Here is a 25,354-nt window from a genome sequence, read left to right as displayed (position 1 = left end):
CGCATTGTAGTTTTCACCCTCCTGAGCCCCTGCGCGTCTCTTGCGGGGCGCTGATGCTTTTTCAGGCCTTCGCCTGCGCGGTCGCGAACTGCTCGAGGATGCCGACGAAGCTCGCCGCCGCGGGCGACAGCGAACGCCGCGCCGCGCTGTACACGCAGACCTCGCGGTGGAAGTCGGGCGACTCGAGCCGCACCATCTGCAGCCCGTGCGCGCGCACCAGCGACGCCGAGTAGGTCGGGCACACGGTCAGCCCCAGCCCCGAGGCCACCATGCCCAGCGCGGTGGTCATGTACGACACCTCCTGCGTGCCCGGCCGCATCAGGAAGGCGCGCTCCTCGGGCCCCAGTTCGGGCAGCACGCGCTGGCGGAAGTCGCGCGTGGGCGCGATGAAGGTGAAGGGCGCCAGCTCGTGCCAGCGCACCTTGCGGCGCTTGGCGAAGGCGTGGCCGGGCGGGCAGATCAGCCAGTGGCGGTCGCGGAACAGCGTGCGGCGCTCGATGGCGGCGGCGTCCACCGCCACGTCCTGGCCCACGGCCAGCTCGACGTCGCCGGCCGCCACGCCCAGCAGCAGGTGCTCGGGCAGCGTGTCGGCCAGACGCACGTCCACGTCGGGGTACGCCTCGCGGTAGGCGGCGATCACGCGCGGCATCAGCGTGCAGGCCATGAGCTGCGGCGCTGCGAGCCGCAACAGCCCTTTCTTCTTGTCACGCAAATCGGTCACGCCCGCGACCGCGCTCGTGAGGTCGCCGAGCAGCCGGTGCACCGACGGCAGGAACTCGCGCCCCGCCTCCGACAGCTGCACGCGCCGCGTGTTGCGGTCGAGCAGCTGCACGCCCATCTCGCGCTCGAGCTCGCGCACCAGCACGCTGAGCGCCGACTGCGTGAGGTGCAGCTGCCCGGCGGCAGTGGTGAAGCTGCCGGTTTCGGCCACGGCGGCGAAGGCGCGCAGCTGGCGCAGGGTGAGGTTCATATATATGATTATTTCATCAATCGATGAATTAATTTCGATTGCATCATAAGACGCGGCATTGCCCAATCGCGGCCTCAACGGAGACACGACATGCCGACGACCGCCACCCCCACGGCGCCCCCACCCATTCGCGGGCTGCACCACTTCGCCTGGCGCTGCCGCGACAGCGAGGAAACCCGCCACTTCTACGAAGACCTGCTGGGCCTGCCGCTGGCCCACGTCATCAAGAACGACCACGTGCCGAGCACGGGCGAGTACTGCCCCTACGTGCACATCTTTTTCCAGATGCGCGACGGCGCGTACATCGCCTTCTTCGACCTGGGCGACGACACCGCCGCGCTGCCCTCGCCCAACACGCCTTCGTGGGTGAACCACATCGCGCTGCGCGTCGACTCGGTGGCCGACCTGCTGGCCGCCAAGGCGCGGCTCGAAGGCGCGGGCATCGAGGTGCTGGGCGTGACCGACCATCACATCATCGAGTCGATCTACTTCTTCGACCCCAACGGCATCCGCGTGGAACTGACCACGCCGACCGTGCCGCAGGCCGAGATGGACGCGCACGCGCGCCATGCCCATGCCGACCTCGACGCGTGGACCGCGCGCAAGGCGGCGCTTCGCGCAGCGAAAGGCGCGTCGCATGTCTGAGCTGCAACTTGCCGTCATCGACGTGAAGCCCGGCGCGGCCATGGACAGCCAGTCGGGCCTGCAGCTGCTGCGCCCGCGCATCTACGGCGCCTTCCGCGCGCCGCCGGGGCCGAAAAAGATCGCGGCCATCGTGATGCACCCGACCAGCAACTTCATGGGCCACTACCTCATCGGCCCGCTGGCCGAGCGCGGCATCTGCTGCATGGGCCTGAACTCGCGCTTCGTCGGCAACGACACGGTGTTGCTGATGGAACGTGCGATTCAAGACCTGGGCGCCGGCGTGCAGTACCTGCGCGAGGCCGGCTACGAGAAGGTATTCCTGGTCGGCAACTCGGGCGGCGCGGCGCTCGCGGCCTTCTACCAGGCGCAGGCCGAGCAGCTCACGGCCACGCACCTGCCCGACGGCGACCCGACGCACCTGCACGCCAGCGACCTGCCACCCGTGGACGGCCTCGCGCTGTGCGCCGCGCACCTGGGCCGCACGCGGCTCATGCGCGACTGGATCGACCCCTCGGTCACCGACGAGCACGACCCGCTCTCGGTCGACCCCGAGCTCGACATGTACGACCCGCGCCACCGCGTGCCCTACGAGGCCGACTTTCTCGCGCGCTTCAGCGCGGCGCAGAAGGCACGGCTGGACCGCATCGAGCAGTGGTGCCTCGAGCGCCTCGCGCTGCTGCGCGGCACACCCGGCGCGCCGCGCGACCAGACTTTCGTCGTCTACCGCACGCATGCCGATCCGCGCTGCGTCGACCTGTCGCTCGATGCGAACGCGCGCCTGCCCGGCAGCGTCTGGGGCGATGCGCGGCAGGTGAACTACTCGGCCAACGCGATGGGCCGCACCACCTCGCTCACCGCGTTCCTCTCGCAGTGGTCGTCGCGCTCGCAGGCCGACGGGCCCACCAACCTCGCGCGCACCACGGTGCCCCAGCTGCTGCTGACCTACACCGGCGACCAGTCGACCTTCCCGAGCACGCGCGATGCATGGATGGCGGCGGGCGGCGCGCGCATCCGCAACGTCGACATCGTCGGCGGCAACCACTACCTGGCGGGCCAGCCCGAGCTGATCCCGCAGGCGGCCGATGCCATCGCCGAGTTCGCACACGCGCTGTAGAAGAGCCATGGAAAACTTTGCATTCGCGCCGGCCTACGAGCTGCCGGTCTGGCCCTTCACGCCGCCGCCCGAACTCAGCAGTGTGCAGGTGGTGCGCCACCCGGTCGTGATCGTCGGCGCCGGCCCCTCGGGCCTCACGCTGGCCTGCGACCTCGCGCAACGCGGCGTGCGCGCCGTGCTGCTCGACGAAGACGACACCGTGGGCGTGCGCGGCGCCTCGTCGCGCGGCATCTGCTATGCGCAAAAGAGCCTGGAGATCTTCGAGCGCCTGGGCATCTATGAACGCATCGCGGCCAAGGGCGTCACCTGGTCGTTCGGTCGCACCTTCTCGGGCGACGAGGAGGTCTACAACTTCAACCTGCAGGCCACGAGCGTCTCGACGCAGCCACCCTTCATCAACCTGCAACAGTTCTACATCGAGTGGTTCCTGGTCGAGCGCATTCTCGAACTCGGCGTGACCGACCTGCGCTGGAAGAGCCGTGTGACGCGCGTCGAGCCGCTGGCCGACGGTGTGCGCATCGACATCGAGACGCCCGCCGGCAGCTACACGATCGAGGCCGACCACCTGATCGACGCCACGGGCGCGAACAGCCCGATCCGCACGCAGCTCGGCGTGGCATCGCATGCCTCGCGCAGCACCGACCGCTGGTGCATCAGCGACGTGCGCTTCGAGAAGCCGCTGCCCACCGAGCGCTGGACCTGGGTCGACGCGCCCTTCAACGAAGGCCGCGGCGTGTGGCAGCACCTGATGGCCGACGGCGTGTGGCGCATCGACTACCAGATGCCCGAAGACTGCGACCCGGCCGAGATCAGCCGCCCCGAGGTGGCCGGTGCGCGATTGCGCGAACAGCTCGGGCCCGACGTGGCGTTCGAGTTCGTGTGGATCGGCCCCTACGGCTACCGCGACCACCTGCTGGAGCGCTTCCGCCACGGCCGCGTGTGCTTCATCGGCGATGCCGCGCACGTGGTGAGCCCCTTCGGCGCGCGCGGTGGCAACACCGGCATCCAGGACGCGGCCAACCTCGGCTGGAAGCTCGCGCTGGTCGCGCAGGGCCAAGCCGGCGACGCGCTGCTCGACAGCTACGACGCCGAGCGCCGCCCGGCCGCGCAGGAGAACCTGACGGTCACGAGCCGATCGGCGCGCTTCCTCGCGCCGCGCTCGCCGGCCGAGCACACGCTGCGCCGCGCCGTGGTGGCGCTGGCCAAGCGCCACACCTTCGCGCGCGCGCTGGTCAACACGGGCCGCATGTCGGTCGCCAACGACTACCCCGCCGCGCCGCTGCTGCCCGAGGGCGGGCGCACGGTGCAAAACCTGCCGCTGCGCTGGGCCGATGGGCGCGAGACCACGCTGATGCAGCTGCTGGCCGAGGGCACGCAGTGCCTGGGACTGTGGTTCGCGCCGACGCGCGCGCAGGCCCAGGCCGCGAGCGATGCCACGGCCGGATTGCCGTTGCGCCTGCTGGCCGTGGGCGGCGACAGCGGCCTGCCGACCTTGCAGGCCGACGAGACGCTGGCGCGCCACCTCGGCATCGACCCCGGCGCGACGGGCGGCTTCGTGCTCGTGCGCCCCGATGCCTACCGCGCTGCGCTCCTTGCACAAGCCAGACCCGACACGATCAGCGCCGCCGTCCGCACGGCGCTCGCACTCCCCGCTTCGTCCTCATGATTACCGAGCCCCGCATCCCCGATTCCGACGGCTTCTACGCCGCCCTGCTGGTCGCGCACGAAGGCCGCACCGAAGCGCAGAGCGCCGACCTCAACGCCCGCCTCGTGCTGCTGCTGGCCAACCAGTGCGCCGACCAGGCCGTGCTGCTCGCGTGCATCCGCGCGGCGGCCGAGGCCGACGACGACATCCCCACGACAACACCTCCATGACCGCCATCGTCTCTTTCGCTTCCGCCTCCGACACCCGCGAGCAGAAGCCCCGTCTGCAGGAACTCGCGCCGGGCGCCTACGGCTACATCAGCGACTTCGATCCCAACTGCGGCTTCGTCGTCGGCGACGAGCAGGTGGTGCTGATCGACACCCGCCCCACGCCGCGCATGGCGCGCGATTTCCTGGCGGCGATCCGCAGCGTGACCGACAAGCCGATCCGCACCATCGTGCTCACCCACTACCACGCGGTGCGCGTGATGGGCGCGAGCGCCTTCGACGAGGTGCAGGAGATCGTCGCCAGCAACGGCACGCTCGACTGGATCCGCACGCGCGGCCAGGCCGACTTCGAATCGGAAGTCGGCCGCTTCCCGCGCCTGTTCGCGGGCGTGGAAGAGATTCCGGGCCTGACCTTCCCGACCACGGTCTTCGACCGCGAGATGGCGCTGCCGCTGGGCGGTGGCAGCGAACTGCGGCTCCTAGCGCTGGGGCGCGGCCATTCGAGCGGCGACACCGTGGCTTGGCTGCCCGACAGCGGCGTGCTGTTTGCGGGCGACGTGGTCGAGAACCACTGCGGCGTGTACGCGGGCGACGCCTACATCGGCGACTGGGCCGGCACGCTCGACGCGGTGCGCGCGCTGCAACCGCGCGTGCTGGTGCCCGGGCGCGGCGCGGTGCTGCAAGGCGAAGCCGCCTGCGCCGAGGCGATCGGGCTCACAAAAGACTTTCTCTCGACGCTGCTCGACAGCGTGCGCGCGGGCATCGCCGCGGGCGACACGCTCAAGGGCTGCTTCGCGCGCGCCGAGGCGGCCATGACGCCGCGCTTCGGCGGCTGGCCGGTGTTCCAGCACGTGCTGCCTTTCGACGTCTCGCGCGCCTACGACGAGCTGCGCGGCATCGAGCACCCGGTCGTGTGGACCGCCGAGCGCGACCGCGAGCTCTGGCAGGTCCTGCGCGGCACCTGAGCCGACCGATCACCGATTTTCAACAAAGCAACGGAGACAAAACGATGAAACGCTTCCTTCCCCTGCTGGCCGCGACCCTCGCGCTCGCCACCGCGCCCTTCGCGTCGGCGCAACCGGCGGCCTACCCCGGCCAGCCCGTGAAATGGATCGTGCCCTACGTGGCCGGCGGCGGCACCGACAACCTCGCGCGCTCGCTGGCCGAGGCCATGCAGCCGTCGCTGGGCCAGCCGCTGATCATCGACAACCGCCCCGGCGCGTCGACCAACATCGGCGTGTCGGTGATGATGCAGGCCAAGCCCGACGGCTACACGATCATGCAGGCCGAGAACGCGGCGCTGCTGTTCAACGAGCACATGTTCGCCAAGCTGCCCTACAAGCCGGCGATCGACTTCACCTACATCGGCACCATCGGGCGCTTCCCGGTGGCGCTGGTCGTGCACCCCGACTTTCCCGCGAAGAACGTGGCCGAGTTCGTGCGCTACGTGAAAGCCAACCCCGACAAGGTGAGCTACGCCTCGCCCGGCAACGGCTCGCCGCACCACATGGCGATGGAGCTGTTCAAGCAGAAGGCGGGCCTGACGATCACGCACGTGCCGTACAAGGGCGCCGCGCCCGCCATGACCGACGTGATGGGCGGCCAGGTGCCGACGATGATGCTCGACCTGGCCTCGGGCCTGCCGATCATCAAGTCGGGCAAGGTGCGCGTGCTGGCCATCGCGCTGCCGCAGCGCGCCAGTGCATTGCCCGAGGTGCCGACCTTTGTCGAGGCCGGCTTCAGCGACGTCAACGCCTACGCCTTCCACGGCCTGATCGGCCCGGCCGGCATGCCGCCCGAGGCCGTGGCGCGCATCAACACCGAGCTGCACAAGGCGATGAAGGCACCGAAGGTGGTGAAGCTGTTTGCGGAGTTCGGCTTCGAAGCGCTGCCCGGCACGCCGCAGGACTTCTACAAGCTCTCGCGCGCGGAGAGCGAGCGCTGGGGCAACATCATCAAGACCGCCGGCGTGAAGCTCGACTAGTCTGAGTCGATCACCAGCCCAGGCCGAGGTGCAGGGGCAGGTACACCGCCATGCCGGCCAGCATCGTGCCGAGCACGCCGCGCCGCCAGAAATAGTAGGCGCCGCCGACGACCGCCGCATAAAGGCGGGCGTCGTGCAGCGTGGTGATCAGGTGGCCCTGCGTCATCACGATCTCGGGCGCGATCACGCCGGCCAGCGCGGCGGCCGGCGCGTAGTGCAGCGCGCGGTGCGCCCACTCGGGCAGGCCCCAGGGCCGGTCGAGGATGAAGAAGAAGCAGCGCGTGAGCACGGTGACGCCGGCGAGGCCGGCGATCACGGCCAGGGACCACCAGTCGGTGCCGCCGGCGTTCACTTGTCGTCCTCCGCGTCGGGGTCGAGCCCGAACTGCTTTTCGAGCCAGAAGCACAGCAGCACCGCCACGCCGATCGCGACCACGATGTTGAGCTTGAGCGGCAGCGCGTAGGCCGCGACCGCCGTGGCGCCCGCGATGAGCGCGGCCAGCACGCGCAGCCGCGTCGTCGCCATCGAGCAGACGATGGCCACCAGGCTCAGCACGCCGGCAAAGCCCAGGCCCCAGGTCTGCGGAATGAGGTTGGCCAGCGCGATGCCCAGCAGGCTCATGCCCATCCACGCGCACCAGGTCACGAAGTAGTTGCCGGTGAGGTAGGCCTCTTGCGCCAGCCGCTCGGCGGGCGTGGTCGGCGGGGCCGTGTACTGCTTCGTGAAGAGCGCGTAGCTCAGGTCGGCCGTCAGGTAGCCGTGCAGCAGGCGGCGCCAGCGCGGCATGTGCATAAGGTAAGGCCGCAGGTGCAGGCTGAACACCACGAAGCGCAGGTTCACGCAGAAGCCCGTCGCCAGAATCACCCAGGCCGGCGCGCCCGCGGCCAGCAGCGGGATGGCGGCCAGCTGCGAGCTGCCGGCGTAGACGAACAGGGTCATCGCCACGGCCTCGAGCACGCTCATGTCCGACTTGACCATGGCCACGCCGGTCATCAGGCCCCAGGCGCCGATGCCGAGCGCGGCCGAGGCCATGTCGCGCATGCCGGCGCGGAACTCGGGCTGGCGGCGCAGCGTGGGCGAGAGGAACATCAGCCGAAGACCTGGCCGGCCTTCAGGTCGAAGCCGCGCAGGAAATCGGCCGCGGGCAGGCGCTTGCCGCCCGGGCGTTGCAGTTCGGTGAGCACCACGGTGGCGTCCGACGCCGCCACGGCGACGCCGGTGGCGTCGGCCGAGACGACGGTGCCGGGCGCGGCGCCTGCAGGGCCGGTTGCCACATGTGCGGCCCAGAGCTTGACCGTCTCGCCGCCGAGCGGGCTGTTGGCGCCGGGGAACGGATCGAAGGCCAGCACGCGGCGCACGATGGCAGCGGCCGGCTGCGTCCAGTCGATCAGCGCTTCGTGCTTCTCGACCTTGTGGGCGTAGGTGATGCCTTCGGTGGGCTGCGGCGTGCGGGTGAGTTGCCCGATCTGCGCCAGCGCCTCGACCACCATGCGGCCGCCGAGCGCGGCCAGGCGGTCGTGCAGGCGGGCGGTGTTCTCGCCGGGCGCGATGTCGATCGCCTCGCGTAGCAGCATGTCGCCGGTGTCCAGGCCCGCGTCCATCTGCATGATCGTGATGCCGGTCTGCGCGTCGCCAGCCTCGATGGCGCGGTGGATCGGCGCCGCGCCGCGCCAGCGCGGCAGCAGGCTGGCGTGGATGTTGAGGCAGCCGTGCGTCGGCAGGTCGAGCACCCACTGCGGCAGGATCAGCCCGTAGGCCGCGACCACCATCACGTCGGGCTGCCACGCGAGCAGCGTGTCGCGCGCGGCGGTGGCCTCGTCGGGGTACTTGCCGTCCAGCCGCAGGCTGCGCGGCTGGGCGACGGGCCAGTTGTGGGTCACGGCGCACTGCTTGACGGGCGAAGCCTGCAGCTTCATGCCGCGACCGGCGGGCCGGTCGGGCTGGCTCATCACGCCGACGATGTCATGGCCGGCGGCGGCGATGGCCTCCAGGGCGACGCGCGCGAACTCGGGCGTGCCCGCAAAAACGACTTTCAACGCGCTCAATCCCGGATCCGTTCGAATTCGAGGTCATCCCCCGTGTGGTACCGGCGCACCACGCCGGTGGGGTCGATGTAGATATAGAGCATGCGACGCTCGTTGATGGCCTTGTAGCGCCAGGTCCAGACGGTGCCATCGAAGGAGCTGACGCGGCTGATTTCGTAGGGCTTGCCGTAGAAGGCCAGCACCTCGTTCTGGCGCCAGCGGTCGACCTGGATGTCGTGGTCGAAGCGCGCCTCGGTGAGCACCTGGGTCACCGAGACGACCTTGCCGGACGCGTCGAGGTCGATGTCGACCACCTCGAAGCCGGCCGGCATGCGCGAGTACTGCAGGCGCTCGCCGCCGCCGTTGAGCGGATAGCGGCCGGTGGGCGCGCCCAGGCGCTGCAGGGTCTCGGCGGCGGAGGTGCCGGGCTGGATGCGCGTGGGCTCGCTGACGCAGCCCGCCAGGAACAACAGTCCGGCGGCGGCCAGCGAGGACCACGCAGCCCGACGGTTCATGCCCGTGCTTCTTTCATGTCCTCGCGCTGCTGCTTGAGGAGCTTGCTCTTGATGCGGTTGCGCTTGAGCGGCGACAGGTATTCGACGAACACCTTGCCCATGAGGTGGTCGAGCTCGTGCTGAATGCACACGGCCAGCAGGCCGTCGGCCTCGATGGTGTGGGTGTTGCCGTCGGCGTCGAGCGCCTGGACCTTCACCGAGGTGGAGCGCATCACGCCGTCGTAGATGCCGGGCACCGAGAGGCAGCCCTCTTCATTCAGCACCTTTTCGTCGCTGGCCCAGGTGATTTCCGGGTTGATGAGCACGATCGGCTCGTTGCGCTCTTCGGAGACGTCGATCACGACCACGCGCTCGTGCACGTCGATCTGGGTCGCGGCCAGGCCGATGCCGCTCGCGTCGTACATGGTTTCCAGCATGTCGGCGACCAGCGTCTTGATGCGCGCGTCCACGCCCTGCACCGGCTTGGCCACCGTGTGCAGGCGCTTGTCGGGGTAACTCAGAATGATTCGTTTGGCCATGAAATCGGGGGGAAGTTGTGGCTATTTTCGCCAATTCCGCGACGCGTCGCGGCGCATTGGCGCGAAAACGTTGCCCTTGCAAGGGCTTCGGGCGCAGAATTCGTAGCAAATTGTGAGATTCGTATGCGCCACGATACTTCGTGCGCTCACCCATCCAGACATGACACAGCCCAGCTCCACCGAACACCAGCGCCCGACCTTCTTTGCCTTCTGGACGGCCGCCCTGGCAGTGGCCGGCAGTTGCGGCGCCACGGCGGCCTGGGCGCAGACGACCTACCCGGTCACGCCCCAGCAGCGCGCCACCGCCCAGCAGACCGCCCAGGCCGGCGTGCCGCTGAGCGAGCTGTCGCCGAAGGCGCCCGACGAGTACACCGTCAAGCCCGGCGACACGCTCTGGGCCATCTCGCGCCTGTACCTGCTGCGCCCCTGGCGCTGGCCGGAGCTGTGGGGCATGAACATCAACGAGATCCAGGACCCGCACCGCATCTACCCGGGCCAGGTGCTGTACCTGGACAAGAGCGGCGGCCGCGCGCGCCTGACCACGCGCCGCGGCGTCTCTGGCGGCGACGGCGGCACCATCAAGCTGTCGCCGCGCACGCGCTTCGACTCGCTCGCCGGCATGGCCCTGCCCACGCTCAACCCGAGCCTGATCGAGCCCTTCCTCAGCGAACCCATCGTGGTCGACGCCAACACGCTGGACGCCGCGCCGCGCATCGTGGCCGGCAACGACAGCCGCGTGCTGCTGTCGCGCGGCGACCGTGCCTATGCACGCGGCAACGCCGAGTCGCCGCTGGTCGAAAAGCCGGGCCCGGTGCAGCACTACCGCATCTTCCGCAGCGCCACGCCGCTGAAAGACCCCGGCACCGGCGAAATCCTCGGCTACGAGGCGCAGTACCTGGGCAAGGCGCAGCTGCAGCGCGGCGAATCGACCACCATCGAGACGACCGGTGACAAGGACGTCATCACCGTCGTGCCGGCCAGCATCGACATCATTGCGTCGCGCGAGGAAATGCGCGCCGGCGACCGCCTGCTGCCCGAGCCGCCGCGCCAGCTGCTGAGCTACGCGCCGCGCGCGCCCTCCACCCAGGTGGACGGCCGCATCGTGTCGGTCTACGGCAACGCCGTGCAGTACGCGGCGCAGAACCAGGTCGTGGCCATCAACAAGGGCACGCGCGACGGCGTCGACAACGGCCACGTGCTGGCCATTCTGAAGAACGGCGAGACCATCCTCGACCGCACCGGCGCACGCAAGGAAACCATCAAGCTGCCGAACGAACGCATCGGCCTGCTGATGGTGTTCCGCACCTTCGAGAAAGTCTCGTACGCACTCGTGCTCGAAATCAACGACACTCCCCGCGCCGGCGACTTCCTCGTCAATCCCTGACACGCGCCTGAGGCTTCTTTCTCGCACACTCGTTTGGAACGCGCAGAACTCGCAGGCTGGCTGCGACTTTCACTGACCCCAGGCGTCGGCGACGGCGCCGCACGCCGCCTGCTCGCGGCCTTCGGGCTGCCTGACGCGATCTTCGCGCAGCCCGAGGCAACGCTGTGCGAAGTCGTCAGCACCGCCCAGGCCGCCGCGCTGAAGCAGCCGCCCTCCGGCCTGCAGGCGCAGGTCGACCAGACCTGGCAATGGCTGCACCCCGCGGACGACCCCACCGGCGGCGCCATCACGCGCCGCGTCGTGACGCTCGGCGACGCCGGCTACCCGGGTTCGCTGCTCGAGATGGTCGACCCACCGCTGATGCTCTACGTGCTCGGCGCCGCCGCCTTCGACCTCACGCAACTCGGCCGCAGCCTCGCCGTGGTCGGCAGCCGCAACCCGACGCCGCAAGGCGCCAGCCATGCGCGCGCCTTCGCACGGGCACTGGGCGAAGCGGGCCTGCCCGTGGTCTCGGGGCTGGCGCTCGGCATCGACGGCGCGGCGCACCTGGGCGCGCTCGACGCGGCGGGCGACGCACCGGTACTCGCCACGGTGGCGGTGGTCGGCACCGGCCTGGACCGCGTGTACCCCGCGCGGCACCGCGACCTGGCGCACCGCATCACGCTGCAGGGGCTGATCGTGAGCGAGCTGCCGTTGGGCACGCCGCCGCTCACGCAGAACTTTCCCAAGCGCAACCGCCTCATCGCGGGCCTGGCGCGCGGCACGCTGGTGGTCGAGGCGGCACTGGCCTCGGGCTCGCTCATCACCGCGCGGCTCACCTCGGAGCAGGGCAAGGAAGTGTTCGCGATCCCGGGCTCGATCCACTCGCCGCAATCGCGCGGCTGCCACGCGCTGATCCGCCAGGGCGCAAAGCTGGTCGAGTCGGTGAACGACATCCTCGAAGAGCTTCCGCCGCTGGCACCGGCCGCTCGCACGCCTTCCACCGACACGCCTTCGCCGGCCCCGGAGCATCCGCTGCTCGATGCCCTCGGCTTCGACCCCGTGAGCCTCGATGCGCTGAGCGCACGCACCGGCTGGAGCGCGGCCCAGCTGCAGGCGAAGATGCTCGAGCTCGAGCTCGACGGGCATGTCTCGCGGTTGCCCGGCGGCCTGTTTCAAAGAGCAGCCGTCGGCTGACGCACGAAGTGCACGAAAGCCTGGGGACACACGACAGATTCCTCGGCTATATTGGGCCCATGTTCGAAGTGCTCGTGTTTGTGTATGAAAACTACTGGCGCGGCGATGCCTGCCCCGAACCCGAACAGCTGGGCCGCAAGCTCAGTGCGCACGGTTTCGAGGCGGACGAAATACGCGACGCCCTGCAGTGGCTCGACGGCCTGAGCCTTGCCACGCAAGGCCTGCAGTTTGAACACCAGGCCAGTGAAGGCGATGACGACAACGCCATCACCACTGCCCGCGTCACGCTGGGCGGCGCACCCGAGGCGGCACTTCCGCAATCGAGCCAGTCGATGCGCGTGTACTCGCCGTCGGAGCAGGAACACCTCGGCGCCGAATGCCTCGGCTTCATCCGTTTTCTCGAACTGTCGAACGTGCTGCCCTGCGGCCTGCGCGAGATCGTCGTCGAGCGCGCGATGGCCGCACCGGGTGACCCGGTGGCATTGGACGAACTCAAGATCATCGTGCTGATGGTGCACTGGAGCACCGGCATCGAGCCCGATGCGCTGGTGCTCGACGAGCTTTGCGAGAGCCGCGAAGGCCGTACGGCACACTGAGCTCCCCTCCGAGCTGCGCGCACTTCCCCACAGACGAGAACAGCCGCGCGGCTGACTAGTTCAGAAGCCGCTCGGGGTTCGCATCGAGCTTCGCCAACGCCTCGCGCGTCGCGCGCGCGGTGAGCGTTTCTTCCTCGGCCGGCACCAGCAGGCCGGCCTGCAGGTACATCGCCAGCCGTCCGGCCTGGATGAGGAAGCTGCGGCCGTCGGCCGAGGCGAACAGGTGCAGCTGCTTGCGGTCGCTGCGCCAGACGAACTGGACCTGGGTCACGCGGTCGTTGTGGTCCAGCATGAACCAGTTGCCCACCTGCAGCTCGTGCGTCCACGCGAGCATGTCCTCGGCCACCTTGACGCCGGCGGTGTCGGAAATGACCTCGATCGCGGTCGCGTCCACGCCGAGCAGCAGCTCGATGCTCTGGGCGTCCAGCGGCAGGCTGGAGGCGCTGCCGTCGTCGGTCACGAAGTCTTCCAGGTGCGCCAGCCGCTCGGCCATGGCCTCGATCTTGGCCTGGGGAATGGCCTCGGTCTTCGACATGAAGGCGTCGGTGAGCGTGGCGCCGATGGTCTTGATGTGGCCTTCCTGCGGCTCGCCGACGATGCCCAGCAGGTCCATGCCCTGGCGCAGGCGCTGCAGCAGCTGCGGCAGGTCTTGAATGACGCGGGCGCGGTCGGCGCGGTTGGGCTTGGCGCTCGCGGCCCAGACCAGCTCGGAGGCCACGCGCTTGAGCATCACGGTGTGCTCACCCTGCGCGCCATAGCGCAGCGCGGCGATGGCCAGCACCTCGGCCCAGACCTTGAACAGGAACTCGCGGATCTCGTCGCGCACCGGCATGTCGTTGAGCATCTTGCGCAACTCGATGGTGTACTGGATCGCCATCGTCTCCTTCTGCTCGACCTGCTGTGCCACGCTCATGACGCGCTGCGTGGCGTCGCTCTGCGTGAGGTAGCGGCTGAGGAAAGCGACGAACTCGTCGAACACCAGCTTGAACACGCGCTGGCCGGTTTCGGGGTACTGCTCGATCACCTGCACCACGCGCTTGATCTCGTTCTCGAGCGCGCTGCCGGTGATGGCGGCGGCGTCGAAGCCCATCACGCAGGAGCCCATGCGGTCGATCAGCATGCGCGCCGGGTGCTGCAAGGTGCCGAAGAATTCGGGCTCGGCGATGGCCACGCGCAGCACGGGCATCTGCAGCCGCGCGAACCACACGCGGGCGGAGAACGGAATGCGTTCCTCTGCGAGGATGGCCTGGAACATCAGCGCCACGATCTCGACCGTGGCCTTGTCGGCCGTGGTGGGCGCGCGCTTCTTGAGCTCGGCGGTGCGCCGGCGCAGGTCGACCGCGGTCTGCTGGATCAGCGTGGCCTGCTCGCCACCGCCGTCGATGTACTGCGTGGCCGCCATGCGGTAGGCAACCTCGGCATCGGCGATGGCGCCGGCAAAGGTGCGTGAAAACACGCGGGGCGCGGCCACGCCGCCGCCGGTGCCGGTCGTGCCACCGCCCGGTTGCGAGGCGCCGGCCTCGCCGCCGATGCGCGCGGCGACAAAGCGCTTGAGGCTCAGCAGCGCAGTCTGCGCGCGCTGCCGCGCGAACGCGAGCGGCGAGCTGCCCATCATCGAGCTGGAGGCCGGCCCCGACGACGGCACGGACGCCGCATGCGAGGCCTGGAAAGCGAAGCCCGGACGCTGCGGCTGCGATGGCTGCTGCTGGCCGTGCGGCACGGCCGCACCTGCCGGCAAGCCCTGCCCCATCGGCATGCTCGACGACACCGGCATGCCCATGGACGACGGGCCGCCGCCCGAATCGCCCGTGCGGCGCACGAAGCTCTTGAGGTCGATTTCGGGCATCACGCCCTGCGCGATCAGGAAGGCGTTGGCGCTTTCGTAGGCCTTCACGACCACGTCCGCCAGGGCCTGCTGCGCCGTGCCTTGCACGCGGCCCCAGGCCTCGCGGCTCAGGCCGGCGGCCAGCCACTGTTCCACCAGCAGCTTGGCCAGGGTCTCGGGTTTCAGCACGTCCCGGACGTCGAGCTCGTGCGTGCCCTCGAGGTGCTGGATGCGCAGGCGCAGGTCGCTGAGTTCGAAGCTGGCCTTGTCATGGATGGTCTGTGCCAGGCGCGAGGCGAGGATGTTGCTCTCGACCACCTCGTCGCCGATGAGTTCCAGCCGCAGTGCCGCGGGGGCCGACGAGGTGCCGCCCGCCGGGCCCGTGCCCAGCGCCTTGCGCCAGCCGGTCTGCGCCAGCGACACCCACTGCGAGGCATGGCCCTGGAACGCCACGAGGTCGTCGCGGCTTTCCTGCATGGTGCGCGCGCTGCCGACATCGGAGGCCACCGCGGTCAGCCGGTCGCGGATGGCCTGGGCCAGCGGAGCGATCGCACCTTCCGTGGCCGCCACGAAACGCTCACGCGCCTCGCGTGCGAGCTGCAGGGAAGAAGCGGACCGCGCAGTGCTCATTGATGGATCGGAAAGGCCGGAGAGAACGGTTCATCGGCGACAGCCCCGAGCTTGCATCGGGATGCGCCACCGCACAAGTGCGGGTGACGCGAAGCTGGCGCCGAAGTATCCCTCAGACGACGGCGCCGGCGTTCGGGTCGTCGCCGCCGGAGTCGCCGTCGCGCTTGACCGGCGGGCCCTTGATCAGGTCCTCGCGCTTCACGCCCAGCCACATGGCGATCGCGGCGGCCACGAAGCACGACGAGTAGATGCCGAAGCAGATGCCGATGGTCAGCGCCAGCGCGAAGTAGTGCAGCGTGGGGCCGCCGAAGAAGAACATCGACAGCACCACGAGCTGCGTGGAGCCGTGGGTGATGATCGTGCGGCTGATGGTCGAGGTGATCGCGTTGTCGATGACTTCGGTGGTCGTCATCTTGCGGTAACGACGGAAGTTCTCGCGCACGCGGTCGAAGATCACGACCGACTCGTTCACCGAGTAGCCCAGCACCGCCAGCACCGCCGCCAGCACCGCCAGCGAGAACTCCCACTGGAAGAAGGCGAAGAAGCCCAGGATGATCACCACGTCGTGCAGGTTGGCCAGCACGGTGGACAGCGCGAACTTCCATTCGAAGCGGAACGCCAGGTAGATCATGATGCCGATCACCACCATGGCCAGCGCCTTGATGCCGTTGGAGGTCAGCTCGTCGCCGACCTGCGGCCCGACGACCTCGATGCCGCGCTGCGTGGCCGACGGGTCGACCGACTTCAGCGCCTGCATGACCTGCGCGCTCTGCTGGTCGGAGCTCATGCCCTTCTGGGTGGGCAGGCGGATCTGCACGTCGCGCGAGGTGCCGTAGTTCTGCACCTGCACTTCGGGATAGCCGAGCTTGGTGACGGCCTCGCGCACCTTGCCGATGTCGGCCGACTGCTCGTAGGCCACTTCCATCACCGTGCCGCCGGTGAACTCCACCGACAGGTGCAGCCCGCGGTGGAACAGGAAGAACAGCGCCAGCGCAAAGGTTGCGAAGGAAATGATGTTCAGCACCAGGGCATGGCGCATGAACGGGATGGTCTTGTGGATGCGGAAGAATTCCATGGCGATGGTCCTCGGCCGTTACTTGGTGTCGACCACGGCGGTGCCGTCGGTCTTGGGCCGCCAGACGGTGCCGATCGACACAGACTTGAGCTTCTTCTTCTGGCCGTACCAGAAGTTCACGAGGCCACGCGAGAAGAACACGGCGGAGAACATCGAGGTGACGATGCCGATGCAGTGCACCACCGCGAAGCCGCGCACCGGGCCCGAGCCGAAGGCCAGCAGCGCGATGCCCGCGATCAGCGTGGTCACGTTGGAGTCGAGAATCGTGCCCCAGGCGCGGTCGTAGCCCGCGTGGATGGCGGCCTGCGGCGAGGCACCGTTGCGCAATTCTTCGCGCACGCGCTCGTTGATCAGCACGTTGGAGTCGATGGCCACGCCGATGGCCAGCGCCATGGCCGCGATGCCGGGCAGCGTGAGCGTGGCCTGCAGCATCGACAGAATGGCGACCAGCAGCATCAGGTTCACGGCCAGCGCGATCGACGAGAACAGGCCGAACAGCGCGTAGTAGGCACACATGAAGACCATGATGGCCAGGAAGCCGTACATCACGCTCTTGAAGCCTTTTTCGATGTTGTCGGCGCCGAGCGTCGGGCCGATCGTGCGCTCCTGGATGATCTCCATGGGCGCGGCCAGCGAGCCGGCGCGCAGCAGCAGCGCGAGGTCGCTCGCTTCGGCCACCGTCATCGAGCCCGAGACCTGGAAGCGGTTGCCCAGTTCGCCGTTGATCGACGGGGCCGTGAGCACTTCGCCCTTGCCCTTCTCGAAGATCAACATGGCCATGCGCTTCTTGTAGTTCTCGCGGCTGACGTCGCGCATGATGCGACCGCCCTTGGCGTCCATGGTCAGGTCGACCTTGGGCTGGTTGCTCTGCTGGTCGAAGCCGGGCTGGGCGTCGGTGAGGTTCTCGCCGGTGACGAGCACCTGCTTCTTCACGATCACCGGGCGGCCACCGCGGTCGAGGAATTTCTCGGAGCCGAAGGGCACGGGCGCGCCGCTCAGCTCGGCCGCGCGGCCTTCGGCGCTTTCGTCGACCATGCGCATTTCGAGCGTGGCGGTGCGGCCCAGGATTTCCTTGGCCTTGGCCGTGTCCTGCACGCCGGGCAGCTGCACGACGATGCGGTCCAGGCCCTGCTGCTGGATCACCGGCTCGGCCACGCCGAGTTCGTTGATCCGGTTGTGCAGGGTCGTGATGTTCTGCTTGAGCGCGGCGTCCTGCAGGCGGCGGGCCGCCTCGGGCTTGATGGTGGCGGTCAGGCGCCAGTTGGTGCCGTCTTGCGTGTCGGTGGTGCTGAGGTCGGGGAACTGGTCCACGATCAGGCGCTTGGCGGTCTCCAGTGAGGCCGCGTCGCGGAACGTCACCTCGACGGTCTGGCCGTTGCGGCTGACCTGGGTGCCGCGGATGCTCTTGTCGCGGAAGGTGGTGCGCAGGTCGCTCGCGAACGATTCGGCCTTCTTGTCGATGGCGCCCTTCATGTCGACCTGCAGCAGGAAGTCGACGCCGCCGCGCAGGTCCAGGCCCAGGTACATCGGGAACGCATGCAGCGACGTGAGCCACTTGGGCGAACGCGACAGCAGGTTCAGCGCCACCGTGTAGGGCGGGTCGCTGGCGTCGGGCACCAGGGCGCGCTGCACGACGTCGCGCGCCTTGAGCTGGTCGTCGGTGGTGGTGAAGCGGGCGCGCAGCGAGCCGGCGTCCAGCGTCACCAGGTCGGGCGTCAGGCCGGCGGCTTTCAGCGCCTCCTCGACCCGGGTCTGGGTGGCGGCATCGACCTTGACGGTCGTCTTGGCCGCGGACACCTGCACCGCGGGTGCCTCGCCGAAGAAATTGGGCAGGGCGTAGATGAGCCCCACGAGCAGCACGATCACGATGATCGTGTACTTCCAGACCGGGTAACGGTTCATGAGAAGGCGCTTTTCACAAGCGTTTCAGAAATGGAACACGGCGTGACTTGGGGCCCTGCGCCCTGGAGCGCAAGGTTCAGCTCACGCTTTTATTGCTTGACGGCGCCCTTGGGCAGCACCTGGACCACCGCGCTGCGCTGGATCTTGATCTCGACGCCGTTGGCGATTTCCAGGCCGAGGTACTGGTCGTTCAGCGAGGTGATCTTGCCGAGCACGCCGCCGGCCGTGGCGACTTCGTCACCCTTGGCCAGGGCTTCGATCATGGCGCGGGCCTCTTTCTGGCGCTTCATTTGCGGGCGGATCATGACGAAATACAGCACCACGAACATCAGCACCAGCGGCAGCATGCTGCCCAGCGAAGACAACATGTCGCCACCACCGGCGGCTGCGGGCGCGGTTTGAGCGAAAGCAGAGGAAATGAACAAGAGAGTCTCCAGCAGAGGGAAGAGAGAAGAAAAAGACTTCAGATGCGCGGGCCGGGCCCGCGGTTCCGCGCCCACGAGGGATGCGGGCCGCAAGTCAAAGGCTCGGCGGGGGAGGCCGCGCGCAGTCGGGCATTGTATTCGGCGCAGATGGCCGTTTCGCGCCCTTATCCGGCGCACCCCCGAGGGCTTTCAGCTATCGTTTAAATAGCAAAGAGCGCCGCAAGGGCGCTCTTTGTCAGGGGAAACGGGCCTGGCGGATCAGGCCGCTGCGCGCTGCGCCTGCGGGTGGCGCCACTTGCCCATCAGCTCGGTCCAGCGGGTGCGGGCCGCCGCGAGGTTGCGCTCCTTCACGTGGCCGTAGCCGCGGATCTGCTCCGGCAGCGCCGCGATCTCCAGCGCCAGCGCATGGTTGTCGGCGCGCAGGCCCTTGAGCACTTCCTCGATGCTGGCGCGGTACTCGCCGATGAGGGCGCGCTCGGTCTTGCGTTCCTCGGTGCGGCCGAAGACGTCGAGCGCCGTGCCGCGCAGGCCCTTGAGCTTCGCCAGGAAGCGGAAGCCCGTGAGCATCCAGGGGCCGAACTTCTGCTTCTGCAGCTGGCCCTTGGTGTTCTTCTTGGCCATGAGCGGCGGCGCCAGGTGGTAGTTGAGCTTGTAGTCGCCTTCGAACATGCCCTCGACGCGGTCCAGGAAGGTGCGGTCGGTGTGCAGGCGGGCGACTTCGTACTCGTCCTTGTAGGCCATGAGCTTGAACAGGTAGCGCGCCACCGTTTCGGCCAGGCCCGTGCTCTTGCCGACGGCCGACTCGACCTGCTGCACGCGGCCGACGAAGGCCTTGTACTCCTCGGCGTAGGCGGCGTTCTGGTAGCCGGTCAGGAACTCGGCGCGACGAGCGACGAGGGCCTCGACCGTCTCGCGCTTCTTGAACTCGATGACCTGGCCCGGGCGCACGCGCTTTTGCAGCTCGTCCGGACGCACGGCGGCCTGGCGGCCCCACTCGAAGGCGGTCTTGTTGTTCTCGATGGCCACGGCGTTCAGCTCGATGGCGCGCATCAGCGACTCGTGCGCCAGCGGCACCCAGCCCTTTTGCCAGGCGTAGCCCAGGATCATCGGGTTGACGTAGATGGTGTCGCCCATCAGCGCGGTGGCGGCGGCATCGGCGTCGAAGGCGCCCAGGCCGTCGATGCCCACGGCGCGCGCAATTTCAGCGGCGCAGGCGTCTTCGGGGTTCTGCCAGTTGGCGTTGCGCACGAAGGCCGCCGTGGGCGCGCTGTGGCTGTTGAGCGCCACGTGCGTGCGCCCTTCGCGCATGCGCGCCATGGTCTCGGCGTTGATCGTGACGAGCGGGTCGCAGGCCAGGATCAGGTCGGCCGCCGCGGTGCCCACGCGGGTGGTGCGGATGTCGTCCTGCGTGTCGCCGATGAGCACGTGGCTCCAGGTGGCGCCGCCCTTTTGCGCCAGGCCCGCCGCATCCTGCGTAACGATGCCCTTGGCCTCGATGTGCGCGGCCATGCCCAGCAGCTGGCCGATGGTGATCACGCCGGTGCCGCCGACGCCGGCCACCACCACGCCCCAGACCTTGCCGCCCGCGAGCGACGGAATGGCGGGCTCGGCCAGCAGGCCGAACTCGGCCGGCGTGGCCGCCTTGTTCTTGCCCTTCTTCTTGAGCTGGCCGCCCTCGACGGTCACGAAGCTCGGGCAGAAGCCCTTCAGGCAGCTCATGTCCTTGTTGCAGCTGCTCTGGTTGATGGTGCGCTTGCGGCCGAACTCGGTCTCCAGCGGCTCCACCGAGAGGCAGTTGCTCTGCACGCTGCAGTCGCCGCAGCCTTCGCAGACCAGCTCGTTGATGACCACGCGCTTGGCCGGATCGACGGCCGTGCCGCGCTTGCGGCGGCGGCGCTTCTCGGTGGCGCAGGTCTGGTCGTAGATGATGGCCGTGGTGCCGGCGATGGCGCGGAACTCGCGCTGGATGTCGTCGAGCAGGTCGCGGTGCTTCACCTGCACGTGGTCGCCGGGAATGTTCACGCCCTCGTACTTCTCGGGCTCGTCGGTGACGATGACGACCTTCTTCGTGCCCTCGGCATGCAGGCTCTCGGCGATCTGCAGCACCGAGTGGCCCTCGGGGCGTTCGCCCACGGTCTGGCCGCCGGTCATGGCGACCGCGTCGTTGTAGAGGATCTTGTAGGTGATGTTCACGCCCGCCGCGATGCTCTGGCGAATGGCGAGCAGGCCGCTGTGGAAGTACGTGCCGTCGCCCAGGTTGGCGAAGATGTGCTGGTCGGTCGTGAAGGGCTGCTGGCCCACCCATGGCACGCCCTCGCCGCCCATCTGCGTGAAGCCGATGGTGGAGCGGTCCATCCAGGTCGCCATGAAGTGGCAGCCGATGCCGCCCATCGCGCGCGAACCTTCGGGCACGACGGTGCTGGTGTTGTGCGGGCAGCCCGAGCAGAACCAGGGCTGGCGCGTGGCGTCGGCCACGCTGGTGGAGGCCTGCTGCACCACCATCGCGCGCTCCTTGGCCTCAAGGATGGCGAGTTGCGCGTCGATGCGGGCGGCCATGTCGGCGCCGGCGGCGGCCAGCAGGCCGGTCTTCTTGAGGCGCGCGGCGATGGCCTTGGCGATGAGCGCCGGGTTCAGGTCGGCGTTGGCGCGCAGCAGCGTGTGCGAGGTCGGGTTGGGCATCGACCATTCACCGCCGGAGTAACCGTCGTCCGTGGAGCTCGCGCCTTCGTCGAACTTGCCGACCACGTTGGGGCGCACGTCGGAGCGCCAGTTGTAGAGCTCTTCCTTGAGTTGGTATTCGATGACCTGGCGCTTCTCCTCGACCACCAGGATTTCCTGCAGGCCGGTGGCGAATTCGCGCGTGAGCTGCGCCTCCAGCGGCCACACCACGCCCACCTTGTGCAGGCGGATGCCCAGCTGGCGGCAGGCCGCGTCGTCCAGGCCCAGGTCGATGAGCGCCTGGCGCGTGTCGTTGTAGGCCTTGCCGCTGGCCATGATGCCGAAGCGGTCGTTCGGGCCTTCGATCACGTTGTGGTTCAGGCGGTTGGCGCGGATGTAGGCCAGCGCGGCGTACCACTTGTAGTGCATGAGCCGGGCTTCCTGCTCCAGCGCATGGTCGGGCCAGCGGATGTGCAGGCCGCCGGGCGGCATCTCGAAGTCGGTCGGGATGACGATGTCGACGCGCTCGGGGTCGATCATGGCCGTGGCGCTGGACTCTACGATCTCCTGGATCGTCTTCATGCCCGACCACACGCCCGAGAAGCGGCTCAGCGCGAAGGCGTGGATGCCCAGGTCGAGGATTTCCTGCACGTTGGCCGGGAAGAACACCGGCGTGCCGCAGGCCTTGAAGATGTGGTCGCTCTGGTGCGCGGCCGTGCTGCTCTTGGAGATGTGGTCGTCGCCGGCCACCGCGATCACGCCGCCCCAGGCGGTGGTGCCGGCCATGTTGGCGTGCTTGAACACGTCGGAGCAGCGGTCCACGCCCGGGCCCTTGCCGTACCAGATGCCGAAGACGCCGTCGAACTTGTTGGTGCCCTGCGGCGAGAAGCCCAGTTGCTGCGTGCCCCACAGCGCCGTGGCCGCAAGCTCTTCGTTCACGCCGGGCTGGAAGACGATGTTCTGTTCCTTGAGGAACTTGCTGGCCTTCCACAGCGCCTGGTCGTAGCCGCCGAGCGGGGAGCCGCGGTAGCCGCTGATGAAGCCGGCGGTGTTCTTGCCGACCTGCTTGTCGCGCAGGCGCTGCAGCATCGGCAGCTTGACCAGGGCCTGCACCCCGCTCATGAAGGCGCGCCCGTAATCGAGGCTGTATTTGTCGTCGAGCGTGACGGTTTCTAGCGCGCGGCGAATGTGCTCGGGCAGCGGGGCGTTCATGTTCTCTGTCTCCGTATTGGCAGGGCCTTGTGGGCCTGGCTGAGGGGTGTGGGTCTGTGCCCGGTAGGGCGCAAGCCCATGGTGACGCAAAGTGTATGCCGGGGTCTGCGACAGGTGTTTGCGTTTTTTGCTTCGAAAAAACGACTTTCAGAAAGAATCTTGCTTAACATCCACCCCTATGGAAAGCATTGACAAGTTCGACCTCGCTATCCTGCAAGAACTGCAGACCGATGGCCGCCTCACGAACGCCGAGCTGGCGCAGCGCGTGGGCCTGTCGGCGGCGCCCTGCTGGCGCCGCGTGCGGGCGCTGGAAGACGCTGGCTTCATCAAGGGCTACCGCGCCGAGATCGACCGCCACAAGATCGGGCTGGGCGTGCTGGCCTTCGTGCGCGTGGACACCGAGCGCGTCACCCACGAAGCCACGCGCAAGCTCGAAGACGCGATCCGCAAGATGCCCGAGGTGGTGGCCTGCCACTACATCAGCGGCACCGGCACCTTCGAGCTGCAGGTGGTGGCGCAGGACCTGAACGGCTTCTCGGCCTTCGCGCGGCAGAACCTCATGAACCTGCCGAACGTGAAAGACCTGCACACCAGCTTCTCGCTGGGCGAGGTGAAGGCCAACAGCGCGCTGCCGCTGGGGCATCTGGCGAAGTAGCCGCCCCACAAAAGAAAAAGGCCGCCTCCCGCGAGGGAGCCGGCCCGTCCATCCGCCCGAGGGCGGTGCACCTTCTATCTGGTTAGAAGGTTATGTCCTTCTCGACGTCCTGCAGCTTGCGGCGCGCCAGCGCCAGGTTCGACTTCGCCTTGTCGAGCACGAAGTAGATGAACACGCCTTCCTTCTGCGCCATCGGGCGCAGCAGGTGGTACTGCTTGCCCAGCGTGATGAGGATGTCTTCGATGGTGTCGCTCAGGCCCAGCGCGCGCATCGTCTTGAGCTTGGCACGCATCACTTCGGTGTTGCCGGCGGCGGCCACTTCGAGGTCCACGCCGGTGCCGGCGGCGCCCAGCATCATGCCGCTGGCGGAATCGACCACGGCAGCGCACAGGGCGCCGTCGGCGGTCAGGAGGGTGTCGAGGCTGGTCTGGATCGAGGCCATGTCAGTAAGTCCTGTGAGTGAAATTCATGCGAATGAAAAAAGAGGGTGGGGACGTCGCATGCCAATCCGTCCCCGCCCGTGAATTCGTGTTGGATGCGGTCTAGAACTGCGGCGCCTCGAGCGCCCGCACGCAGGCCGCCGTGCGGTACATCGCCTGCGCGAGCACCGCGTCGGCGTCGGCGATGACGTTCACCACCAGCGAGGTCTCGCCGCTGTGCACCGGGCTGACGAGCGCAAAGCCGTTGTCGGTCGCGACCGTGATGCAGGTGCAGCGGCCCAGGCGCGCCTCCTGCGACACCACGGCGCCGATGGCGGCGATCGAGCTGGCCATGGCGGCGATGCGCGCGGGCTCGACGTCGCGCCGCGCGGCGCTGGCGATCTCGAAGCCGTCGGGCGTGGCGATCACCACCGAAGCGATGCCCGTGACCTCGTCGAGCACGCGGCGCGCCTCGACCGCGGCGCGCAGCTTCAGGGCGTGGGGAATCTTCATGGTGCGGCCTCCTCGTCGAGCACTTCGATCTGCATCAGCAGCGTCTCGATCAGCGCGACCACGTCGTCCTTGCGGCGCGGGTCGACCGCCAGCAGCGGCAGCACCAGCCCGCGCGCCGCCAGCGCCTGCGCGTAGTCGTCGAGCGTGGGGGTGGGGTGCGACGGCAGGCGGCTCACGCCCACGGCGCAGGGCATGCGCTCGAGCGCGCCGGCAAAACCGTCCAGGTACTGGGCCAGGTCGGCCATCGGGTCGGGCCGGCTGTTGTCCAGCAGGATCGCCAGGCCCAGCGCATCGCGCACCAGGATCTTCCACATGAAGTCGAAGCGGCTCTGGCCCGGCGTGCCGTACAGGCGCAGCCGGTCGCCGTTGTCCAGCGTCACCTGGCCGAAGTCGAGCCCCACCGTGGTGGTGGCCTTGGCGACCGAGGTGTCGGCGTTGGCGACCTCGGTGGCGATCGGCGCGGTCTCGCTGATGGCCGCGATGGCCGTGGTCTTGCCCACGCCCATCGGGCCCGTGAAGACGAGCTTGAAGTCCCTCATGCCGGCGCCCTGCTCAGGCCAGCCCGAGGCGTCGGCGGATGCGCGAGAGCAACCCCCGCTTGTGCTGCGCGGCCTCGCCGCCGGCGCCGGCCCCCGAGGGGCGCGGCGCGCGGGCTTCCTCCGACCAGGTCAGCGCGCCCTCTTCCTCCAGCAGGCCGAGGAAGGTGCTGCACTCCTGCACATCGATGCGGCCCAGCACGCTCAGGCTTTCGGCCGATTGCGCGCTCTTGGACAGGGCGGCCGCCAGCCGCACGTAGATCGGATGGCGCTGCAGGGTCACCTGCGAGGGCCAGCGGATCAGCGAGGCGCGCGCGCGGATCGAGCGCACCATGGCGCGCGCCGCGTCGCCCGAGGCCCCGCTGGGCGCGACCTGGTTGAGCAGCGCGACCAGCTCTTCCGCGTAGATGGGACGCGCCAGCGTGCGGCGCGCGGGCGCGGCGGCCAGGGCCTCGCCGCGCGCCACCATCGGCACCACGAAGCGCGCGGACGGCGTCTGCCGCTCGGCGGCCGGCGCATCGCCGTCCACCAGCAACAGGTCGCAGGGCTGCGACTCGCTGACCGTCCACAACGACCGGAGATTGGAGCTGAGGCGAACGATGATCCGCAGGAGCTCGACCTCGACCTGAGGGAGCCCCATGACGCCCAAAACCAATGGCATACCTTCTTCCCTGAGCAATTGTTCTTAATAGTTCCTTATTGTTAT

25 protein-coding genes are annotated in these 25,354 nt (G+C 68.7%); 10 read left to right on the top strand and 15 right to left on the bottom strand.

The window, feature by feature from the left end:
- Positions 1–61: 61 nt before the first annotated feature.
- The gene (locus AC1RLW_RS22045) at positions 62–970 is read right to left on the bottom strand and encodes a LysR family transcriptional regulator (protein ID WP_493195066.1); all 909 of its coding nucleotides are present in this window, start codon (positions 968–970) and stop codon (positions 62–64) included.
- Positions 971–1,060: 90 nt separating this feature from the next.
- On the opposite strand from AC1RLW_RS22045, the gene AC1RLW_RS22040 reads away from it, so the two are divergent.
- From AC1RLW_RS22040 to AC1RLW_RS22015, 6 genes are read left to right on the top strand one after another with little or no spacing between them, the layout of a single operon-like run.
- The gene (locus tag AC1RLW_RS22040) at positions 1,061–1,615 is read left to right on the top strand and encodes a VOC family protein (RefSeq protein WP_095747253.1); all 555 of its coding nucleotides are present in this window, start codon (positions 1,061–1,063) and stop codon (positions 1,613–1,615) included.
- A complete protein-coding gene (locus AC1RLW_RS22035; protein WP_493195065.1) occupies positions 1,608–2,729 on the top strand; it encodes an alpha/beta hydrolase in 1,122 nt (373 codons plus the stop codon). The genes AC1RLW_RS22040 and AC1RLW_RS22035 overlap by 8 nt, the downstream gene beginning before the upstream one ends.
- Positions 2,730–2,736: 7 nt before the next feature.
- Positions 2,737–4,395, top strand: a complete 1,659-nt coding sequence (locus AC1RLW_RS22030) for an FAD-dependent oxidoreductase (RefSeq protein WP_493195063.1) — start codon at positions 2,737–2,739, stop codon at positions 4,393–4,395.
- On the top strand, positions 4,392–4,604 hold the full coding sequence (locus tag AC1RLW_RS22025) for a DUF2783 domain-containing protein (protein WP_493195061.1): 213 nt from the start codon (positions 4,392–4,394) through the stop codon (positions 4,602–4,604). The genes AC1RLW_RS22030 and AC1RLW_RS22025 overlap by 4 nt, the downstream gene beginning before the upstream one ends.
- A complete protein-coding gene (locus AC1RLW_RS22020) occupies positions 4,601–5,566 on the top strand; it encodes an MBL fold metallo-hydrolase (RefSeq protein WP_493195059.1) in 966 nt (321 codons plus the stop codon). Before AC1RLW_RS22025 ends, AC1RLW_RS22020 begins: the two co-directional genes overlap by 4 nt.
- Positions 5,567–5,610: 44 nt before the next feature.
- Positions 5,611–6,585 (top strand): Bug family tripartite tricarboxylate transporter substrate binding protein, encoded by a 975-nt coding sequence (locus tag AC1RLW_RS22015; RefSeq protein WP_493195058.1) that lies wholly within the window; start codon positions 5,611–5,613, stop codon positions 6,583–6,585.
- A gap of 10 nt (positions 6,586–6,595) precedes the next feature.
- Here AC1RLW_RS22015 and AC1RLW_RS22010 read toward each other — a convergent pair whose 3' ends face one another.
- From AC1RLW_RS22010 to def, 5 genes are read right to left on the bottom strand one after another with little or no spacing between them, the layout of a single operon-like run.
- Positions 6,596–6,937 (bottom strand): AzlD domain-containing protein, encoded by a 342-nt coding sequence (locus AC1RLW_RS22010; protein ID WP_493195056.1) that lies wholly within the window; start codon positions 6,935–6,937, stop codon positions 6,596–6,598.
- Positions 6,934–7,674: an AzlC family ABC transporter permease gene (locus tag AC1RLW_RS22005; RefSeq protein WP_062478259.1), complete on the bottom strand. Its 741-nt coding sequence runs from the start codon at positions 7,672–7,674 to the stop codon at positions 6,934–6,936. The genes AC1RLW_RS22010 and AC1RLW_RS22005 overlap by 4 nt, the downstream gene beginning before the upstream one ends.
- Positions 7,674–8,630: a methionyl-tRNA formyltransferase gene (gene fmt, locus AC1RLW_RS22000; RefSeq protein WP_493195054.1), complete on the bottom strand. Its 957-nt coding sequence runs from the start codon at positions 8,628–8,630 to the stop codon at positions 7,674–7,676. The genes AC1RLW_RS22005 and fmt overlap by 1 nt, the downstream gene beginning before the upstream one ends.
- The gene (locus AC1RLW_RS21995) at positions 8,627–9,124 is read right to left on the bottom strand and encodes a hypothetical protein (protein ID WP_354348065.1); all 498 of its coding nucleotides are present in this window, start codon (positions 9,122–9,124) and stop codon (positions 8,627–8,629) included. The genes fmt and AC1RLW_RS21995 overlap by 4 nt, the downstream gene beginning before the upstream one ends.
- Complete coding sequence (gene def / locus AC1RLW_RS21990) at positions 9,121–9,642, bottom strand: peptide deformylase (RefSeq protein WP_070063231.1); 522 nt, start codon at positions 9,640–9,642, stop codon at positions 9,121–9,123. The genes AC1RLW_RS21995 and def overlap by 4 nt, the downstream gene beginning before the upstream one ends.
- A 160-nt stretch (positions 9,643–9,802) precedes the next feature.
- Here def and AC1RLW_RS21985 point away from each other — a divergent pair, with 160 nt between their 5' ends.
- The 3 genes from AC1RLW_RS21985 to AC1RLW_RS21975 are packed head-to-tail and all read left to right on the top strand — an operon-like array spanning position 9,803 to position 12,798.
- Complete coding sequence (locus tag AC1RLW_RS21985) at positions 9,803–11,026, top strand: LysM peptidoglycan-binding domain-containing protein (protein ID WP_070063232.1); 1,224 nt, start codon at positions 9,803–9,805, stop codon at positions 11,024–11,026.
- A gap of 33 nt (positions 11,027–11,059) precedes the next feature.
- Complete coding sequence (gene dprA / locus AC1RLW_RS21980; protein WP_139700754.1) at positions 11,060–12,202, top strand: DNA-processing protein DprA; 1,143 nt, start codon at positions 11,060–11,062, stop codon at positions 12,200–12,202.
- Between the two features lie 59 nt (positions 12,203–12,261).
- Positions 12,262–12,798: a Smg family protein gene (locus tag AC1RLW_RS21975; RefSeq protein ID WP_493195051.1), complete on the top strand. Its 537-nt coding sequence runs from the start codon at positions 12,262–12,264 to the stop codon at positions 12,796–12,798.
- Between the two features lie 55 nt (positions 12,799–12,853).
- On the opposite strand, the gene AC1RLW_RS21970 is transcribed toward AC1RLW_RS21975, so the two are convergent.
- From AC1RLW_RS21970 to AC1RLW_RS21950, 5 genes are all read right to left on the bottom strand, one after another.
- Complete coding sequence (locus AC1RLW_RS21970; protein WP_493195050.1) at positions 12,854–15,253, bottom strand: DUF1631 family protein; 2,400 nt, start codon at positions 15,251–15,253, stop codon at positions 12,854–12,856.
- 112 nt (positions 15,254–15,365) lie between these two features.
- Complete coding sequence (gene secF, locus AC1RLW_RS21965; RefSeq protein WP_062478240.1) at positions 15,366–16,328, bottom strand: protein translocase subunit SecF; 963 nt, start codon at positions 16,326–16,328, stop codon at positions 15,366–15,368.
- 18 nt (positions 16,329–16,346) lie between these two features.
- Positions 16,347–18,230, bottom strand: a complete 1,884-nt coding sequence (gene secD, locus AC1RLW_RS21960; protein WP_062478237.1) for a protein translocase subunit SecD — start codon at positions 18,228–18,230, stop codon at positions 16,347–16,349.
- A gap of 89 nt (positions 18,231–18,319) precedes the next feature.
- A complete protein-coding gene (gene yajC / locus AC1RLW_RS21955; protein ID WP_062478234.1) occupies positions 18,320–18,655 on the bottom strand; it encodes a preprotein translocase subunit YajC in 336 nt (111 codons plus the stop codon).
- 258 nt (positions 18,656–18,913) lie between these two features.
- Entirely contained in the window at positions 18,914–22,525 is a 3,612-nt protein-coding gene (locus AC1RLW_RS21950; protein WP_493195047.1) for an indolepyruvate ferredoxin oxidoreductase family protein, read from the bottom strand.
- A gap of 178 nt (positions 22,526–22,703) precedes the next feature.
- On the opposite strand from AC1RLW_RS21950, the gene AC1RLW_RS21945 reads away from it, so the two are divergent.
- A complete protein-coding gene (locus tag AC1RLW_RS21945; RefSeq protein WP_062478228.1) occupies positions 22,704–23,180 on the top strand; it encodes an Lrp/AsnC family transcriptional regulator in 477 nt (158 codons plus the stop codon).
- Between the two features lie 82 nt (positions 23,181–23,262).
- Here the strand turns inward: AC1RLW_RS21945 and AC1RLW_RS21940 are convergent, their stop codons facing one another.
- From AC1RLW_RS21940 to AC1RLW_RS21925, 4 genes are all read right to left on the bottom strand, one after another.
- Complete coding sequence (locus tag AC1RLW_RS21940; protein WP_307695214.1) at positions 23,263–23,622, bottom strand: hypothetical protein; 360 nt, start codon at positions 23,620–23,622, stop codon at positions 23,263–23,265.
- A gap of 100 nt (positions 23,623–23,722) precedes the next feature.
- A complete protein-coding gene (locus AC1RLW_RS21935; protein WP_493195044.1) occupies positions 23,723–24,112 on the bottom strand; it encodes a roadblock/LC7 domain-containing protein in 390 nt (129 codons plus the stop codon).
- Entirely contained in the window at positions 24,109–24,651 is a 543-nt protein-coding gene (locus AC1RLW_RS21930; RefSeq protein ID WP_070063237.1) for a GTP-binding protein, read from the bottom strand. The genes AC1RLW_RS21935 and AC1RLW_RS21930 overlap by 4 nt, the downstream gene beginning before the upstream one ends.
- A 13-nt stretch (positions 24,652–24,664) precedes the next feature.
- Positions 24,665–25,309 (bottom strand): hypothetical protein, encoded by a 645-nt coding sequence (locus AC1RLW_RS21925; protein WP_493195043.1) that lies wholly within the window; start codon positions 25,307–25,309, stop codon positions 24,665–24,667.
- Between the last annotated feature and the right edge of the window lie 45 nt (positions 25,310–25,354).

The organism is Variovorax sp. GW822-FHT04A09 (assembly GCF_058801005.1).
This window is presented reverse-complemented; position numbering and strand designations above follow the sequence as displayed.